16 protein-coding genes are annotated in these 15,126 nt (G+C 63.7%); 3 read left to right on the top strand and 13 right to left on the bottom strand.

Features of this window, described 5'->3' with window-relative positions:
• Positions 1 to 128: 128 nt before the first annotated feature.
• The 4 genes from AADX97_RS23340 to AADX97_RS23325 all read right to left on the bottom strand — a co-directional run bounded on the left by AADX97_RS23340 (position 129) and on the right by AADX97_RS23325 (position 3,180).
• Entirely contained in the window at positions 129 to 953 is an 825-nt protein-coding gene (locus AADX97_RS23340; RefSeq protein ID WP_374236226.1) for an ion transporter, read from the bottom strand.
• 212 nt (positions 954 to 1,165) lie between these two features.
• Positions 1,166 to 1,375 carry a heavy-metal-associated domain-containing protein gene (locus AADX97_RS23335; protein ID WP_374236227.1) on the bottom strand — a complete coding sequence of 70 codons (210 nt, stop codon included), beginning with the start codon at positions 1,373 to 1,375 and terminating at the stop codon, positions 1,166 to 1,168.
• A gap of 275 nt (positions 1,376 to 1,650) precedes the next feature.
• The gene (gene glk, locus AADX97_RS23330) at positions 1,651 to 2,625 is read right to left on the bottom strand and encodes a glucokinase (protein WP_374236228.1); all 975 of its coding nucleotides are present in this window, start codon (positions 2,623 to 2,625) and stop codon (positions 1,651 to 1,653) included.
• Between the two features lie 228 nt (positions 2,626 to 2,853).
• Positions 2,854 to 3,180 carry a sulfur globule protein CV3 gene (locus tag AADX97_RS23325; protein WP_374236229.1) on the bottom strand — a complete coding sequence of 109 codons (327 nt, stop codon included), beginning with the start codon at positions 3,178 to 3,180 and terminating at the stop codon, positions 2,854 to 2,856.
• A gap of 279 nt (positions 3,181 to 3,459) precedes the next feature.
• Here AADX97_RS23325 and AADX97_RS23320 point away from each other — a divergent pair, with 279 nt between their 5' ends.
• Positions 3,460 to 3,633: a hypothetical protein gene (locus AADX97_RS23320; protein WP_374236230.1), complete on the top strand. Its 174-nt coding sequence runs from the start codon at positions 3,460 to 3,462 to the stop codon at positions 3,631 to 3,633.
• A 182-nt stretch (positions 3,634 to 3,815) separates the two neighbouring features.
• Here the strand turns inward: AADX97_RS23320 and AADX97_RS23315 are convergent, their stop codons facing one another.
• The 4 genes from AADX97_RS23315 to cbiM form a co-directional block, all read right to left on the bottom strand.
• Positions 3,816 to 4,841 (bottom strand): MlaD family protein, encoded by a 1,026-nt coding sequence (locus tag AADX97_RS23315; RefSeq protein WP_374236232.1) that lies wholly within the window; start codon positions 4,839 to 4,841, stop codon positions 3,816 to 3,818.
• Entirely contained in the window at positions 4,838 to 5,650 is an 813-nt protein-coding gene (locus AADX97_RS23310; RefSeq protein ID WP_374236233.1) for an ABC transporter ATP-binding protein, read from the bottom strand. Before AADX97_RS23310 ends, AADX97_RS23315 begins: the two co-directional genes overlap by 4 nt.
• Positions 5,651 to 5,706: 56 nt before the next feature.
• Positions 5,707 to 6,894, bottom strand: a complete 1,188-nt coding sequence (locus AADX97_RS23305; RefSeq protein ID WP_374239329.1) for an MlaE family ABC transporter permease — start codon at positions 6,892 to 6,894, stop codon at positions 5,707 to 5,709.
• Positions 6,895 to 7,043: 149 nt separating this feature from the next.
• On the bottom strand, positions 7,044 to 7,697 hold the full coding sequence (cbiM, locus tag AADX97_RS23300) for a cobalt transporter CbiM (protein ID WP_374236235.1): 654 nt from the start codon (positions 7,695 to 7,697) through the stop codon (positions 7,044 to 7,046).
• Positions 7,698 to 7,925: 228 nt separating this feature from the next.
• On the opposite strand from cbiM, the gene AADX97_RS23295 reads away from it, so the two are divergent.
• Both AADX97_RS23295 and nikR read left to right on the top strand, forming a co-directional pair.
• On the top strand, positions 7,926 to 8,531 hold the full coding sequence (locus AADX97_RS23295) for a DUF2076 domain-containing protein (RefSeq protein ID WP_374236236.1): 606 nt from the start codon (positions 7,926 to 7,928) through the stop codon (positions 8,529 to 8,531).
• Positions 8,532 to 8,541: 10 nt separating this feature from the next.
• Entirely contained in the window at positions 8,542 to 8,979 is a 438-nt protein-coding gene (nikR, locus tag AADX97_RS23290) for a nickel-responsive transcriptional regulator NikR (protein ID WP_374236237.1), read from the top strand.
• 186 nt (positions 8,980 to 9,165) lie between these two features.
• Here nikR and AADX97_RS23285 read toward each other — a convergent pair whose 3' ends face one another.
• The 5 genes from AADX97_RS23285 to AADX97_RS23265 all read right to left on the bottom strand — a co-directional run bounded on the left by AADX97_RS23285 (position 9,166) and on the right by AADX97_RS23265 (position 15,124).
• Positions 9,166 to 10,068 carry a transglutaminase N-terminal domain-containing protein gene (locus AADX97_RS23285; protein ID WP_374236238.1) on the bottom strand — a complete coding sequence of 301 codons (903 nt, stop codon included), beginning with the start codon at positions 10,066 to 10,068 and terminating at the stop codon, positions 9,166 to 9,168.
• Positions 10,065 to 11,030: an alpha-E domain-containing protein gene (locus tag AADX97_RS23280; RefSeq protein ID WP_374236240.1), complete on the bottom strand. Its 966-nt coding sequence runs from the start codon at positions 11,028 to 11,030 to the stop codon at positions 10,065 to 10,067. Before AADX97_RS23280 ends, AADX97_RS23285 begins: the two co-directional genes overlap by 4 nt.
• Positions 11,030 to 12,502: a circularly permuted type 2 ATP-grasp protein gene (locus AADX97_RS23275; RefSeq protein ID WP_374236242.1), complete on the bottom strand. Its 1,473-nt coding sequence runs from the start codon at positions 12,500 to 12,502 to the stop codon at positions 11,030 to 11,032. The genes AADX97_RS23280 and AADX97_RS23275 overlap by 1 nt, the downstream gene beginning before the upstream one ends.
• A 214-nt stretch (positions 12,503 to 12,716) precedes the next feature.
• Positions 12,717 to 13,361 (bottom strand): TrkA family potassium uptake protein, encoded by a 645-nt coding sequence (locus AADX97_RS23270; RefSeq protein WP_374236243.1) that lies wholly within the window; start codon positions 13,359 to 13,361, stop codon positions 12,717 to 12,719.
• Between the two features lie 329 nt (positions 13,362 to 13,690).
• A complete protein-coding gene (locus AADX97_RS23265; RefSeq protein ID WP_374236244.1) occupies positions 13,691 to 15,124 on the bottom strand; it encodes a TrkH family potassium uptake protein in 1,434 nt (477 codons plus the stop codon).
• Positions 15,125 to 15,126 lie beyond the last annotated feature (2 nt).

Genomic DNA, 15,126 nt, shown 5'->3' with positions numbered 1-15,126 from the left:
GCAAGCGATGCCGGCCTCTTCGTCGATGAATTACAACAGTGCGCATCTCAAAAGCAACAGTTTGTATCATAGTACCAAAACAGAGGCACGCACACCGCAGCCTGTTCGTAACGACACGGCGAGCCGCGTCAGCTCTGCCCGTGGCGGATCGCCAAGTCGCGTCGCAGCCCCTCGATCTCCTCGCGCAAGGCCCGCACCTCGACTTCGACCTGACGGGTATCGCGGTGAACCGTATCCTCGATGCGCTCGCGCTCCGCAGCATGCTGATCGTCATGCAGCGTCTGCATGGTGTCGACAATGATGCCGATGAAGAGATTCAGCATCGTAAAGGTGGCGATCAGGATGAAAGGGATAAAAAAGAGCCAGGCGTAGGGATAGACATCCATCACGGGGCGCACGATCCCCATCGACCAGCTCTCCAAGGTCATGATCTGAAACAAGGTGTACATCGCTCCGCCAAGCGTGCCGAACCACTCGGGAAAGCGCGTCCCGAACAGACCCGTGGCGATCACCGCAGCGACATAGAACAGCAGCAACATCAGAGAGGCGATCGAGGCGATGCCGGGCAACGCCTTGAGCAGCGCCTCGACGACGAACCTCAGACGCGGCGACACCGAGGCGAGACGCAAGACGCGAAGCACGCGCAGCGCACGCAAGACCGCAAGCGGCCCGCTCGCAGGGATCAGCGCGATCGCGATCACGGTAAAATCGAACAGATTCCAGCCCCGACGAAAAAAGCCCAAACCCTGGGCAAAGAGCTTCAGCAGGATCTCCGCGACGAACGCCGCCAGGATCACCCGATCGAGCAGATGGAGGATTCCACCATAGCTCGCCATAACGCCCGACGAGGTCTCCAACCCCAAGGTGACCGCATTGATCAGGATCAGTCCCATGATGATGCGCTGAATCCGGGTCGACTCGATCCATGCACCGACCTTTTCACGACTCGACATGACAACGGCCTCCGACAAAACGACAGACAACAGACGCCGCGGATCGGGCGTGCCGATCCACGGGACTGGACAAGAAGATTCAAGCGATGCTCGACCGACCGCGGAGTGTTCGTGCCTCCAAGCGCAGCGCTATATCCCGAGGTCCGGATCGATTGACCGCCGGCACCGAGGCGCGCCTCACGGGGCGAGGCCAAACATGACCCGACCCGAGGTCATTCGAGACGCGCCGGCTCCGCACCATAACCCTCGGCCACCACGGCCGCGATCAAGGCAGCGACGTCGGCCTGCCCCTCCACGCGGGCGCGACCGGGCTCCAAATCCACCACGACGGACTCGACGCCGGCAACGGACTCGAGCGCCGAGGTCACGGCGCGAACACAGTGACCGCAGCTCATTCCGATAATGCTGAGTATGTGTGTCATGGGTATCCTCTTTAGTTGAGGGAATGCCGCCTGCCTTCAGCTGTTAGCTGTTAGGCGATTTCCGCAAACTTACATACCCGTAGGTTGTGCTGACGATAGGAAGCACAACTTGCGCCGACGGTTGGTTGTGCCTCGCACGGCTCGGCACAACCTACGCCCTTGGCATGAGGGTTTCCGGAATTCGCCTTAGCTGTTAGCTCATCTATGGTCAGACTCACGGCTCACCGCTGGAGGCTGGAGGCTGATAGCTGACAACTGACTGCCCGCGGCACTCCCTACTGCGACTCCAGAAACAACGCCGCTCCCATCAGCGGGGTGCTCGGCTGTACGATCACCCGAACCGGCATCGCGCGCATCAGAGGCTCCAAACGGCCTTTGTCGAAGAAGCCCTTCAGGAAGGCGCTGCCGCGCAGGGCGTCGAGATTCTTCGGCGCGATCCCTCCGCCCAAGTAGACCCCGCCGAGCGCCATCTGCTTGAGCGCCATGTTTCCGGCCTCGCGCCCATAGAGAAGAAAGAATAGATCCATCGTCTCGGTGCAGACCGGGCAGGAGGTCTCGGAGGCGGCCGCGGCAATCGCCGCCGCAGCATCGCCACTTGCGATGGACTCGCGCAGTGCGGGCGGCGATTCGATTCCGCGCCATTCGGACAAAAAGTCGTAGAGATTTCGGATCCCGAGCCCGGAGACGATGCGCTCCCAGCTCACCCGGCCGAAGCGCTGCTTTAAAAACGCATGGAGCGCACACTCGCGCTCGTCTGTCGGCCCGAAGTCGGTATGACCGCCCTCGGTCGCGAAAGGATGGTAACGCAGACCGTCCCAGAAGAGTCCGGCCTCGCCGAGCCCGGTACCGGCGGCGACCACGCAGGCGTTGCCCTGTGTCGGCTCCCCCGGATGGATCACGGCCAGGTCATCGGGCCCCAATGCCGCAAGCCCCCAGGCCGTCGCCTCCAGATCATTCAGCAGTGCGACACCGGCAAAGCCGAGTGCCTGCTCCATGGCATCGGCGTCCAGCTCCCAGGGGAGATTGGTCGCCTGACTGCGCCGCTGGCGCACCGGCCCGGCGATCGCGAAGGCGGCGAAACGACAGGTCATTCCGGTCTCCTCGAGATAGCGCCGGACGATCTCATCGAGGGAGTCGAAATCCGCACTCGGATACTGCCGCGTCTCCTCGAGATCGACACGGTTTTGATGCGTCTTCGCAAGACCCAGGGCAGTCTTGGTGCCCCCGATATCGCCGACGAGTACTCGCATATCGCTTCTCCGGTCAGATCGCTGACAGGGCGCGCGTGCAGGCGCGCGCCCGGGCCGGCCGATCTCGGGCCGGCGAGCCGACACGGATGATAGCAGGCAGCAGGCACGAGGCGGCGACCAGGGCGGCGAAGCAGCAGTTCCAAATGCGCCGTCGGCCTCGGGCGCGGCTCCCGGCGGCGGATGCGGTGGGTCTCGCCCCGATGCCGGACGGCATCGAGGCGAGTCGAGTCACTTGCTGGAGTCGGTGCTGGAAGGCGTTGTCGTCGGGTAGCTGTAGGCCGGATAGCCATAAGCCGGGTAGCCGTAGAGCGGCGCACCGAAGCCGTAGGGCGCACCCCATCCGTAAGGCGAGCCGTAGGCCCCGTGGGGATATCCATAACCACCATAGGGATAACCCCCATAGGGTCCGTACCAAGGCGAGCTCCAAGGTCCACCCCAACCGCCGGGGAACATCCCAAAGGGCCCGGAGCCCCAGAAGGCGTTCGCGGACATGGAGCCGAACGCCGAGACAGCGGCGACTGCCGCAGCAAGCACAAGCCGTTTTGTTGTCGTCATCACATTTCTCCCGTCTCGAGAAACCTGTTGAGCACGCCGTGAGCACCATGCACTCCGACGCGGAATCAAGATTAGGACGGAATCCAAGATAGAGGGTTGATCTTGATCAACAATCGCTAATATTAGCGACCATCCTGAAGCACCTGACAAGCGGTAACACGAGCGGACGGGATGCCCGACAACATCGGGCGACGGGGACCAAAATTAGGGGTTGATTAATTAGAATATGCTTATATAATGATCCCCATACCAGCAACCAATCGAAATTGGAGATATACCATGGGTGCTTTAGGTGTTCTTGCCGCAGTCGCTCTGCTCGTAGGCGGAGTCCAAACCACGATGGTCATGCCGGAGTCCGAGCGTCTCGCCAACGAAGAGACGAAAGAACCGGTCGTCGAAGTACAGGCAGTGTCCGCCGACACGACCCAAACCCCGAGCTTCCTCGACTTCTAGTCGAGTCCAGCGTCAGTGCATCAGGCCCGGTACGCGTGCGTGCCGGGCCTGATTGTTTTCAGGACGGCCCGATTTCAAGATCGGTGGTGTCAAAGCGAGCGTCTCCGCCCCTCGCGAGCTTCCGGATTCGGCAGTCGAACGGCCTCGGGAGCGTCTCACGCGGCAGCCGGCCGAATCGAGGATTATCGCTTACCGCGCACAAGCGCCTCGGGATGCCGCTCCAGATAATCGGCAAGATCCCGGAGCGATCGGGCCGCGGCCGATGCCTCGACGAGGAACCGGTCGAGCTGAATCCGTGACCCGGTCGCATCGCCGGCCAAGGACCCCAGCGAGCGCATGGTGGCCTCGAACTCGCCGAGCGCAGCCTGCGTCGCGCCCGAGAGCGGAACCACTTGATCGTCGACCCGGCGCACCAGTACAGCCAGCGAAGCGGTGACTAGCTCGAGATTCTCCGCGACCGGTACCACACCGGATTCCAGCGCTCGTGCCAGCGCACCGTAATCCTCGAGGATCGAATCGAGGCGCCGTGCGAGCGGCTGCACCTCCCGATTGAGTCCTCCGAGCAGGACGCGAGCCTCGTCCAGGGTCGCGTTTAGGGTCTCGAGCAACCTCAGAACCTCCCCGGAGCCGATCAACTGCCGAATCGAGGCCAGGGTGAGTGCCGCCTCGTTGGCCAGATCATCGAGCCGCAGATTTTCGAGCATCTCGGTCATTCTGTCGCGCGTCGCCTCGATCGACGGGACCTCGACAACGTCCTCGGGATCCTTGATCAGCCGCAGCGGTCGGCCGCGAACCAGTTGCAGCGCAATCATGTATTGGCCGGTCACGAAGCTCACCGACTCAAGCCGTGCGTGCAGACCGCGCTCCTTGACCAAGCGCCGCAGGATCTGCGCCGGCGAGTCATCCGACTCCGCCCCGAGGATGCGCACGCTGTCGGGCCAGACCTCGTAGGTCACGGGCACGCTGAAGATCCCGGTATCCGGCGAGAAGCTGAGCTCGATCCCCGTCACACGGCCGACCGTCACCCCCTCGAACTGCACACCGGCGCCGACGCTCAGCCCCTGCACCGAGCCCGGAAAATAGGTCACCATCGGCACCCTCTCGCGAAAGAGCGCACCGCTGCCGAACACCAGGATCGCGATCACGACCAGGGTCAAGGCCCCGAGCACGAAGCCGCCGATCACCGTCGGATTGGCCTGTTTGCTCATGTCTCTCCCCGGCTCAAAAAATCACGGACGAGCTTGATCCCGCAATGCTCGCGCAGCTCTCGGGGGTTTCCCGTGGTCAGCATGGTCTGCGTGGCGGCGTCGAGGAATACCGAGTCGTCGGCAATCGCAAAGATGCTGGCCAGATCGTGTGTGACGACAACCATCGTTGTCCCCAGACTCTCGCGCAGTTCCAGGATCAGGTCATCGAGCAGACGCGCGCTCAGCGGATCCAGACCCGCGGAGGGCTCGTCGAAGAAGAGGATATCCGGATCGAGCGCCATCGCGCGGGCGACCCCGACGCGTTTGCGCATTCCCCCGCTGATCTCGGAGGGATAGAAGTCGCAATAGGCCGCAAGCCCGACCAAGGCCAATTTGTAGACCGCGAGCTCGTGGATCTGACTGCGCCGCAGGTCGGTATATTGCTCAAGCGGTAGGGCGACGTTCTCTTCGAGTGTCATGGAGCTCCAGAGGGCACCACTCTGATACATGACCCCGTTGCGACGCATCCGGCGGGTGCGCGCGTGTTGGGGCGCATCCCAAAAACTCTCGCCGTCGAACAGGATCCGCCCGGCCTGCGGCGCTAGGAGTCCGATCAAGCTGCGCATGAGGGTGCTCTTGCCGCTGCCGCTGCCGCCTATGATGACGAAAACATCGCCGCGTCGGACACCGAAGCTCAGATCGCGCTGGATCACCTTCTCGCCGTAGCCGACCGACACGGCATCGAGCAGGATATGTCGGTCCGCCAACGCAGATACCGGCAGGGATACCGACGGATCGGGTGGCGGCGTAGTCGACGAATCGGGAGACATGCGGTCGGTCGTATCCTCTGCAGATGGGATGGGGGCGACATGGTCGGGGCGGCAGGTTACGACAGCCCGATCGCGTCGAAGACGATGGTGAGGCCCGCCGAGGCGATCACGATGAAGACGATCGAGGTGACCACGGCCGAGGTCGTCGCCTCGCCGACCGCGGCAGCGCTGCGTCCGCTCTGCATCCCGCGCAGACAACCCGACACTGCGACGATCGCCCCGAAGACGGTCGCGCTGATCAAGCCTTGCGTGATGTGGTTCCAGCCGATCGCCGCGACCGTCTGGGTGAAATACTCGGTCGGGCTGAGACCACCGACCACGGTGCCGGCGAAGGCACCGCCCAGGATCCCCATGAGATTTGCGTAAATCGCCAGGAGCGGCGTCATGGCCACCAGCGCGATCAGGCGCGGCAAGACCAGAAACTCGACCGGCGAGATCCCCAAGGTCCGAAGGGCATCGATCTCCTCGTTCACCTGCATGGTCCCGAGCTGGGCTGCGAAGGCCGCCCCGGTTCGCCCGGCGAGCACGATCGCCGTGATGAGCGCGCCCATCTGGATGACGATGGCGAGCCCGACCAGGTCGGCGACGAAGATCCGCGCACCGAATTGCGCCAACTGCTGGTCGCCGATGTAGCCCAGGATGAGTCCGACCAGAAAGCTGATGAGACTGATGATCGGCAGGGCATCGGCACCGACCTCTTCGACCAGCAGCCACAGCTCGGAGCGCCGGAAACGCGCGTGCCCCGACAGCATCGCGCGCAGTGCGAGTGTAACCTCACCGATGAAGGCGAGGATCTCGCCGGTGGAGCGCGCCAGATCGATGAAGTCCTGACCGAAACGCTTCAGAAAGGGGTCGGCATGCTCGTCGCGCCCCTCGGCGCGACGCTCCGGCACCGTCGAGGCCAAACGCAAGAGGGCTCGAATCCCCTCGGGCAGTCCCTCCTCCTGCACCTCGATGCCGCGTTCCCGACACCGCCAGGCCAGGGAGGCGAGATAGCTCACGAGGCCGGAGTCCCAAGCGACCAGATCCGAGGTCTCGAAGGCAATCGACGCGGGTCCCGGCTCGGCGAAAAGCTCGGCATCGATCCGTTCCAGGTCCGGCAGATCCGCGTCGAGCTGCCAAGCACCGCCGATCGCCACAACCACGCGGCCGGCCTGGTCGCGCGCAAGCTCAATCCGCGCGGCGGGGTGCGGCTTGACGGGATTGGAGACTGAGTCGGTCATGGCACCGACTAGGATGCGCATGCCGGGCCATGCAGCGCAAGCGCGGAGAGGCCGGATCAGGCCGGCAGATGTGGGTGGCGCCGGTTGTGCCGAGCCGTGCGAGGCACAACCCAGCGTGAGTGGAAGTCGTGCTTCCTGTCGTCAACGCAACCTACACGTCTGAAGTCGCCCTACATGGTCGTCCGCTCGACCGGCAGAAGACGATCGTGCGCAACCACCGGGAGCAGCTCGGGTCGCACGGTCAAGAGAAGACGCAAGGTCGCAGCAGTCATCGCGCCTTCGACGAGCATCACCGGGATCTGAACGATCAGGATCAATTTGGCCGCCACCAGGAATTCGCTCCCGCTCAGCGCAAGCACACCGGCGACCGACAGGGCGGACACGCCGAACGACAAGGCACCGACCAAGAAGCCGACAACGAGAACCGTCACCGACCGAGGCGAGATATCCGAGTGCACCAAAAACCGGTGCGCGAGCAGGCCGATCACGACCGCCGGAAGGGCCAAATTGAGTGTATTGACTCCGATCACGGTCAGACCGCCGAATCCGAAAAAGGCCGCTTGCAGCACCAGGCCGACCAGGATCGCGGGAAATGCCGCCCAGCCGAGCAGCAACCCCATCAATCCGGTCAGCATCAGGTGGGCGCTCGCAGGACCGACCGGCACATGGATCAGAGATGCGATGAAAAAGACGGCCGTCAGGAGCCCGGCGCGCGGGATGGACTCGGTATCGAGCACGCTCAACCCCCGAGCAACGCCGGCAACCGCAAGCATGGATGCGCCGATCAAGACCGGCGCACCGAGAACACCGTCGACGATGTGCATGGCTGTTTTCGAGACCCGACCACAGGCCGCGTCCCGTAGTACCTAAGGACGAGAGGTAATACCCGCGAAGGTAGCACTCGGCCGTGCAGGCGTCTACCCGGGACCAACGGCATCGGCGAGCCCCGCCGAGTCGTATCCGTTGGGCGTCACCATTGGAGTCTCGGTGTCCAACCGGATATCTTTGCTGTTTCGAGCCATTCGACCTGATTCGCCCTTCGGAGCCGAGCCATGGACCAACACGACAAGAGCCAAGACGAGCAGAGACTGACCGAGCAGCAGATCATCGACGACCTGTTCGGCAAGCTGCAACAGGCCGAGCATCAAACCGGACCGCGCGATCCGGCCGCGGAGCAGCAGATCGCCGCAGCGGTCGAGCACCAGCCTGCGGCACCCTATTACATGGCCCAAACGATCCTGATCCAGGAACGTGCCGTCGAGACGCTTGGCCAGAGGGTGCAGGAGCTCGAGCAGGAGCTGGCGGGCCGACCCGCCGGGGGCGGATTACTCGACAGCCTGTTCGGGACACCGAATCCCAGTGCGGGTGCCCCGAGCATTCCGGCAGGCGGACCCCTGGGCCGTGCATTTCAGACGAGCGGGATGCAGGCTGGCCAAGCCAACCGGGCGGGCGGCGGTTTCCTGGGATCGGCACTCCAGACCGCAGTTGCGGTTGCAGGCGGCGTCATGATGGCCAACCTGCTGACCGGGCTCTTCACCGCCGAGGCGGCGCAGGCGGCCGAAGAACCTCTCGAAGATCCGGGGCTGGATTCTGAATACGACCAACAGGTGCTGGATGACGGCGATATGGGCGACTTCGACGGCTTCGATGACTTCTGAGAGGCCCGACATGTCGACTGTCGAGGAAACCGTGCGCGAGGAGACCATTCGCTTCAGCGTTTCCCTGCCCCGCCCCTTGCTGGAAGAGCTGGATCGACGCGTGGTCAACAAGGGCTACGCCTCACGCTCCGAGCTGGTGCGCGACCTGATCCGCGAGCGGATCGTGGAGGAAACCTGGGAGCGCGGCGACCTGGAGGTCGCAGGCGTGCTGACCATCGTCTACGACCATCATCAACGCGAGCTCACCCAGCACATCCTCGACATCCAGCATCGCCAGTACATCCATGTCGTCGCGACGACCCACGTGCACATGGACCATCACAACTGCCTGGAGACCATCATCATCCGCGGCATGCCGGCCGAGATCGAGCGGCTGAGCCTGGAGATCGGCGGGTTGCGGGGGGTGCGGTTCTCGGAGTTGACGCGGGCCTCGCGCGTCCAGAACTGAACCGCGCTAAACCGCGTCCGGTGCTCTCGGAGATCATCGAGTCGATAGAGAGGTCAAAGCACTCTTGAAACGCCGGAGTCGACGCGGTTTAGGATAATAAAAACAATCTCTTAAAATTCTTGAACCGCGTCCGCTCCGACTTCTCTTGGTCGGACGAAGCAAGACGCAATCCGAGATCTTCTCAGATCACTCCGGACGCGGTTCAATAGGCGTGACGGCGAGGGTTTCTTGGAGCTCCGGTACCGATCCGTCGCTGCGGCAGGTCTGGCGCAGCGGCTGCACGTCGCCTGCATCGCGCCCGACGGCGACGCGCACGTAGGTCGCATCGGCGAGCAGCCCCATGGCGGGGTCGACGCCGCGCCAGCCGCCGCCCGGGATCAGGACCTCGGCCCAGTGGTGGAGCCTCTGCTCGCGGGGCTCCGTGCCCGGTGGGTCTTCATCGTCCGGGTCGAAATAGCTCGCATCCAGATACCCGGAGACGAATCGCGCCGGAATGGACCACTGCCGCATCAGGGCAATCAAGAGGTGCGCCAGATCGGCGGCGCAGCCGCGCCCGGCGTCGAACAGCGCAGGCAGTGCAGTGACCGGCCGCTCGACCTCCGGGTCGAACGGCGTCACCGACTGAATCCAGGCGCTCGCCTCCTGCACCTGAGCCAGAAGCGGTCGATCCTCGCGCAGAATCGGCACCCGATGTCCGCTGATCTGCTCGGGCAGCGCGGGGGTGAGCGGCCCTTGATGCAGGACGAAGTCCCAGAGGCGCGGCGCTTGATGGAGGGAGTCGTCGATCCAGGCGCGTTCGCGTGCCTGCGCAATCACCGGAAAGTCGAAGGGATTGCCGCGAAGGGTCTCCACCTCGGCCCTCATGGTGAAGGCAAGCTCGCGATGTGCCCCCATCACCGCGAAGTGATGCGAGAGGTTACCGAACCCGTCCCGACAGGTGGCAACACCGGCGTCGGGTGCCACCGAGAGCTGGATCTGCAGGAGCGACTGACTCTCGTCGTCCCAAGGCGCCAAGCGGATCTGGACGTGATGCTCGCGAGCCGGGGCCGCGAAGTTGATCCGACAAACCCGCTCGATCTGATATCTCACTGAGCATCATCCCCTAAGTGCGCCTCGAAGTAGTCGGTCTGCAACGCCGTGCCGAGATCGGCCAAAAGCCCGAGGAAGTCATCGAGATACTCGTGCAGGCCGAGATCCAGGATCCCTTGGGGGGTTGCGCCGTCGAGGTGTCGATGCAGTGCTGCGAGACGCTCGGGCACGACTCCGTCCGTTAAGGGACCGATGCGTGCAAGCGCGCGCTCCATACCGTCCACACAGTAGGCGAGCGAACGTGGAAATTCCGTGTCAAGCACCACGAATTCCACCACGTCGATCGGACGGATGCCACCCTGATACCGACGGCGATACGCCTCGAAACCCGAGAGCGACTTGAGCAGCGCGCCCCACTGATAATAGTCCAACGGCGAGCCGACGAGATTCAGATCCGGCAGCAGCAGATGATAGCGCGTATCCAGGATGCGCGCGGTCATGTCCGCGCGCTCCTGGAGGCTGCCGAGCGCCATGAAGCCGTAGGCTTGGCCGCGCATCATGGTGCTCTGAGTCAGACCGAAGAAGGCCGCGACCTGGCGATGGATGAAGGCGTAGAACTCGGCCGCACGCCAAGGCTGCAGGGTCGTCTTCAGATGCTTGTCAGCCGAGAGCCACAGCTCGTTGAGCGCCTCCCACATCTCGCTCGAGATGCGATCGCGCACGACCCGCGCGTTCTCGCGGGCGAGCTTGAGACTGAGCAGGAGCGAGCCCGGATTGTTGCGGTCCTGCGTGAGCAGATGGATGACGCGCTGCACCGTCACGCGCCCGTCGGGGTGTAACTCCTCGTAGAGCTCATCGGCACCCATGATGGTGAGCAAGGGACGCCACTGCATCTCCTCGGTCGCACCCTCGTCGGCCTCGAGCATGTAGACGACATTGATGTCCAGCACGCGCGCGGTGTTGTCCGCGCGCTCTAGGTGCCGGGTCATCCAGTAGAGCGATTCCGCGATACGACTGAGCATTAATCGGCCAGCACCCAGGTGTCTTTACTGCCCCCGCCCTGCGAGGAGTTCACGACCAAGGATCCCTTGGTCATGGCGACCCGGGTCAAGCCGCCCGGGACCACCTCGATATCGCTGCCGTAGATACTGAAGGGACGCAGATCGAGATGACGTGACTCCAGCTCCCCGTCGAGATAGCAGATGTGGCGCGAGAGCTGGATGACCGGCTGGGCGATATAGTTGCGCGGGTTCTCCTCGATCTTGCGGGCAAACTCGGCGCGCTGCGCGGTGGTGGACGAGGGTCCCATCAGCATCCCGTAGCCGCCGGATTCGGCGACCGCCTTGATGACCATCTTCTCCATGTTGTCGAGCACGTACAGACGGTCCTGGTGATCGGTCATCTGGTAGGTCGGGACACTCGGCAGGATGGGTGTTTCGCCGAGGTAGTAGCGGATGATGTCGGGCACATAGGCATAGACCGCCTTGTCGTCGGCAATGCCCGCCCCCGGTGCGTTGGCCAAGGCGACGTTGCCGGCCCGCCAAGCGTTGATGATCCCGGCCACGCCCAGCTCGGAGTCCGAGCGAAACACCAGCGGATCGAGAAAGTCATCGTCGACTCGCCGGTAGACGACGTCGACCTGACGCAGACCCTGCGTCGTCTTGAGATAGACCTTGTCGTTCTTGCAGACCAGATCACGCCCCTCGGCCAGCTCCACGCCCATCTCCTTGGCGAGAAAGGTGTGCTCGAAATAGGCCGAGTTGAAGATGCCGGGCGTGAGGACGACGATGGTCGCGTCCTCGGCGCCGCGCGGCGAGAGATGACGCAGCGCCTGCAGCAGCAGCGCGGGATAATGCTCGACCCGACGAACCCGATAGCGGGCGAAAAACTCGGGCAGAATGCGCCGCTCCACGATCCGGTTCTCGATCATGTAGGACACGCCGGAGGGCGTGCGCAGGTTGTCCTCGAGCACCAGATAGCGACCGTCCTCGTCGCGGATCAGATCGACCCCGCTGATGTGGGTGTAGATGTCGTGCGGCGGGGTGATATCCATGATCTCGCGCCGGAAATCCTTGCCCCGGTAGATCAGCTCGGGCGGCACGACGCCGTCCTTGAGGATCCGCTGACCGTGGTAAAGGTCCTTCAGAAAAAGGTTCAACGCACGAATGCGCTGCTTGAGTCCGGCCTCGATCTGCGCCCACTCGATCGCCGTGATGATGCGCGGGAGGATGTCGAAGGGCCAGACCCGCTCGATCCCCTCCTCGTCGTTGGAGTAGACGGTGAAGGTGACCCCTTCGGTGTGCAGGGTCAGATGGGCGTCGCGCGCCTTGGCCCCGAGGATCTGCTGACCGGTGGTCTGGATATGCTCCCACATCGGCCGGTAGTGATCGCGCGGCCGGAAGTCGTCCTGATAGAACTCGTGGTAGGCCATCGCTTGTCCCGCACGTTGCATCTGGATCTGACCGGCGCCGCCGGATTCGAATTGTTTCAGCATCTCCGTGAACCCCACAACATGGCCCATATCGGACAAAACGCGTCAAGAAACGCGCCAACATTGCGTTCGGCGTGACCCGGTGCCAACCCCTTAACTATATTGAACTAGGCCTTATGTAGCGATTGCGTCGTGACAGGACATCGCACCATCCGGGTGCATCACTACAGGGAAGAACCATAAAACCTGGCGCCGACGCACAATGATCGAGCTGGTCCTACTCGAAGCGCTGGCGGAGTGTTTTCAGACTCCGCGCCCGCGTCAGCAACACGACCTCGTCACCGACACGCAGACGCGTCTGCGGGTCGGCGAACTTCAGTTCCTCGCCGTTGCGATAGATGCAGATGGCCCGTGCGATATCCGGAATCGCCAACGCCTCGAGCACCGTCGCCGACGCCTCGTCGACCTTGAATGAAAAGATCCGCGTGTCGCCGCGCAGGATATCGGAGATGGCGATGATGTCCTGACCCTCGGCCATGTCGGCAAGGTAGCGGCCGACGGTGTGCATCGGCACCAGCGAGTCGGCCAGACCCAACTCTGAGCAGATGTGCTCCAGGTCCGGATCCTCGATCTTAGTCACGACCCGTCGGTAACCGAGGGAACGCGCCACCAGGCTGGCGATGATGTTGGACTGATCGTCATGGGTCAGGCAGAAGAGAAGATCGGTATTCTCGGGGTCCGCCTCGCGCAGGATCGCCGGCCGAGTCCCGTCGCCGTGGATGAAACCCACGTCGAGCTCGTCGCGAAACCGCTCGATCGTCTCCGGATCACGCTCGACGATGACGACCTCGTGACCGCGCTCCGCGAGCATGCGCCCGGTGAGCACGGCGAGGGTTCCGCTGCCGATGAAGACAAATCGCATGTCGTGTCCCTCGTTAAGGGATCAGCCTTCAGCCGCGAGCCCACAGCCGTTAGCCGTTAGCCGTTAGCCGTTAGCCGTTAGCCGTTACTTTAGTCGATTTCCGGACATCAGCATCCCGACTGCGCATACGATTCGGCCGGAAGTGATGCCAACGTTCGTCGCGAAGCGGCGACACCTCCCGGGATAGACGACTTGCAGTCGTCCTCTTCAGTCGGCGCGACGCCCCTGAGGTTCGGATGGAGCGCAACCCCGCCGGTACTCAGGACGCTTGGCAGATGACGACTGCAAGTCGTCTATCCCGGGGAACGTCGCTTCGCGACGACCGCCGATCAAGGCTTGTACCAAGTCCCCGGAAACAGCAGAACCAGCAAGGCGATGATCTCCAGGCGTCCGGCCAGCATGTTCAGGCTCAGCAGCAGCTTGAGCTCGGGCTCGAGGTCGGGGCCGGTGATGCCCACGGACAGGCCGACCGTCGCCGTGGCCGAGACCACCTCGAAGAGCGCATCCAGCGCCGGATAGCCAGCGACGAGAAAGGCCATCCAGGACCCGAGCACCAGCAGCACGAACAGCAGGATCAGTACCAGGGCATGCTCGATCTGGAGGCCGCCGAGGGTCCGGTCGCCGATCGCCGGCTGGACCACCGCATGACGCGGCAGTTGAACGCGCATCACGGCGAGCTGGATCATGCGGATCAGGATCAGCAGGCGCAGGAGCTTGATGCCGCCGGCGGTCGAGCCGACACCGCCGCCGGTGGCCATCGACAGGATTAGAACACCTTTGGCCGCCGGATCCAGCTCGCTCAGATCCAGCGTCGCAAATCCGGTCGTGGTCTGGGCGGAGCCGGCCTGGAGCAGCGCGTCCGCCGGCGACAGGCCCCCGAGCCACCAGAGCAGAAAGGTCACCAGCCCAACGGCGATGATCAGTGCCCGAAGCTCGGGATCAGATCTCAGGGAGACGGGGCCGGATATCCAAGCCCTGTAGTACAAAAAGAGCGGTAAGGCGCCGAGCAGCGAAACGGCAAAGAGGGCGAAATGAGCGCCTCGCCCGAAGCCGGCCAGACTGTCCGAGACACCGCCGAACCCGCCGGTCGAGATGGCGGCCAGCGTATGGATAAGGGCGTCGAAGGGCGGCAGATCCGTCGGCAGGACCAGCAGCAAGCCGGCGACCGTGAGCAGCACATAGATCGTAAAGGCACGCCGGGCGTGGATCCGTGTCCCTTCGGCCAAGCTCTCCTCGTCCGCCCCGGCGTCGGCCAGACGACGCATGTCCTCGGTCCGCCCGAAGGCCAGGGCGAGCGACAAAACGACGATACCCAAGCCGCCGAACCACTGCATCCAGGCGCGCGTGAAGAGGAAGGCATCGGAGCGGAGCTCCGGGTTCGGAACCAGACTGAGACCGGTGGTGGTCACGCCCGAGACCGACTCGAACCAGGCATCCAAAGGCGACAGACCCTCCGCAGTGAGCGGATAGGTCATGAGCGCCGCTGCGATGATGAAGGTCAAGGCCGTGATGACCAGCGCCTCGTTCGCCTGCAGGGGCCGGTCGCTCGGGCGGATCCGAGCACAAACGCCGAGCGCCAAGGCCGGCAGCAGGGCGGCGAGCAGGATGCGCCACGCCAGCTCCCAGTCGCCGGTCGCCGCCGCAAAGACCAACGGCACCGAGAAGAGCATCGCCAGAATCAGCGCAATCTGACCCAGATGGTGCAGCACCATCGCCGGGCGAACCGGCTGCATCAGCGGCTTGACGGCGGGGTGGAAGGACATGC

The sequence above is a fragment of the Thiocapsa sp. C2-2m genome (assembly GCF_041903745.1).
Classification (GTDB): Bacteria; Pseudomonadota; Gammaproteobacteria; order Chromatiales; family Chromatiaceae; genus Thiocapsa; species Thiocapsa roseilacustris.
Note: the sequence above shows the minus strand (reverse complement) of the source record. Positions and strands in the feature narration are given on the sequence as shown.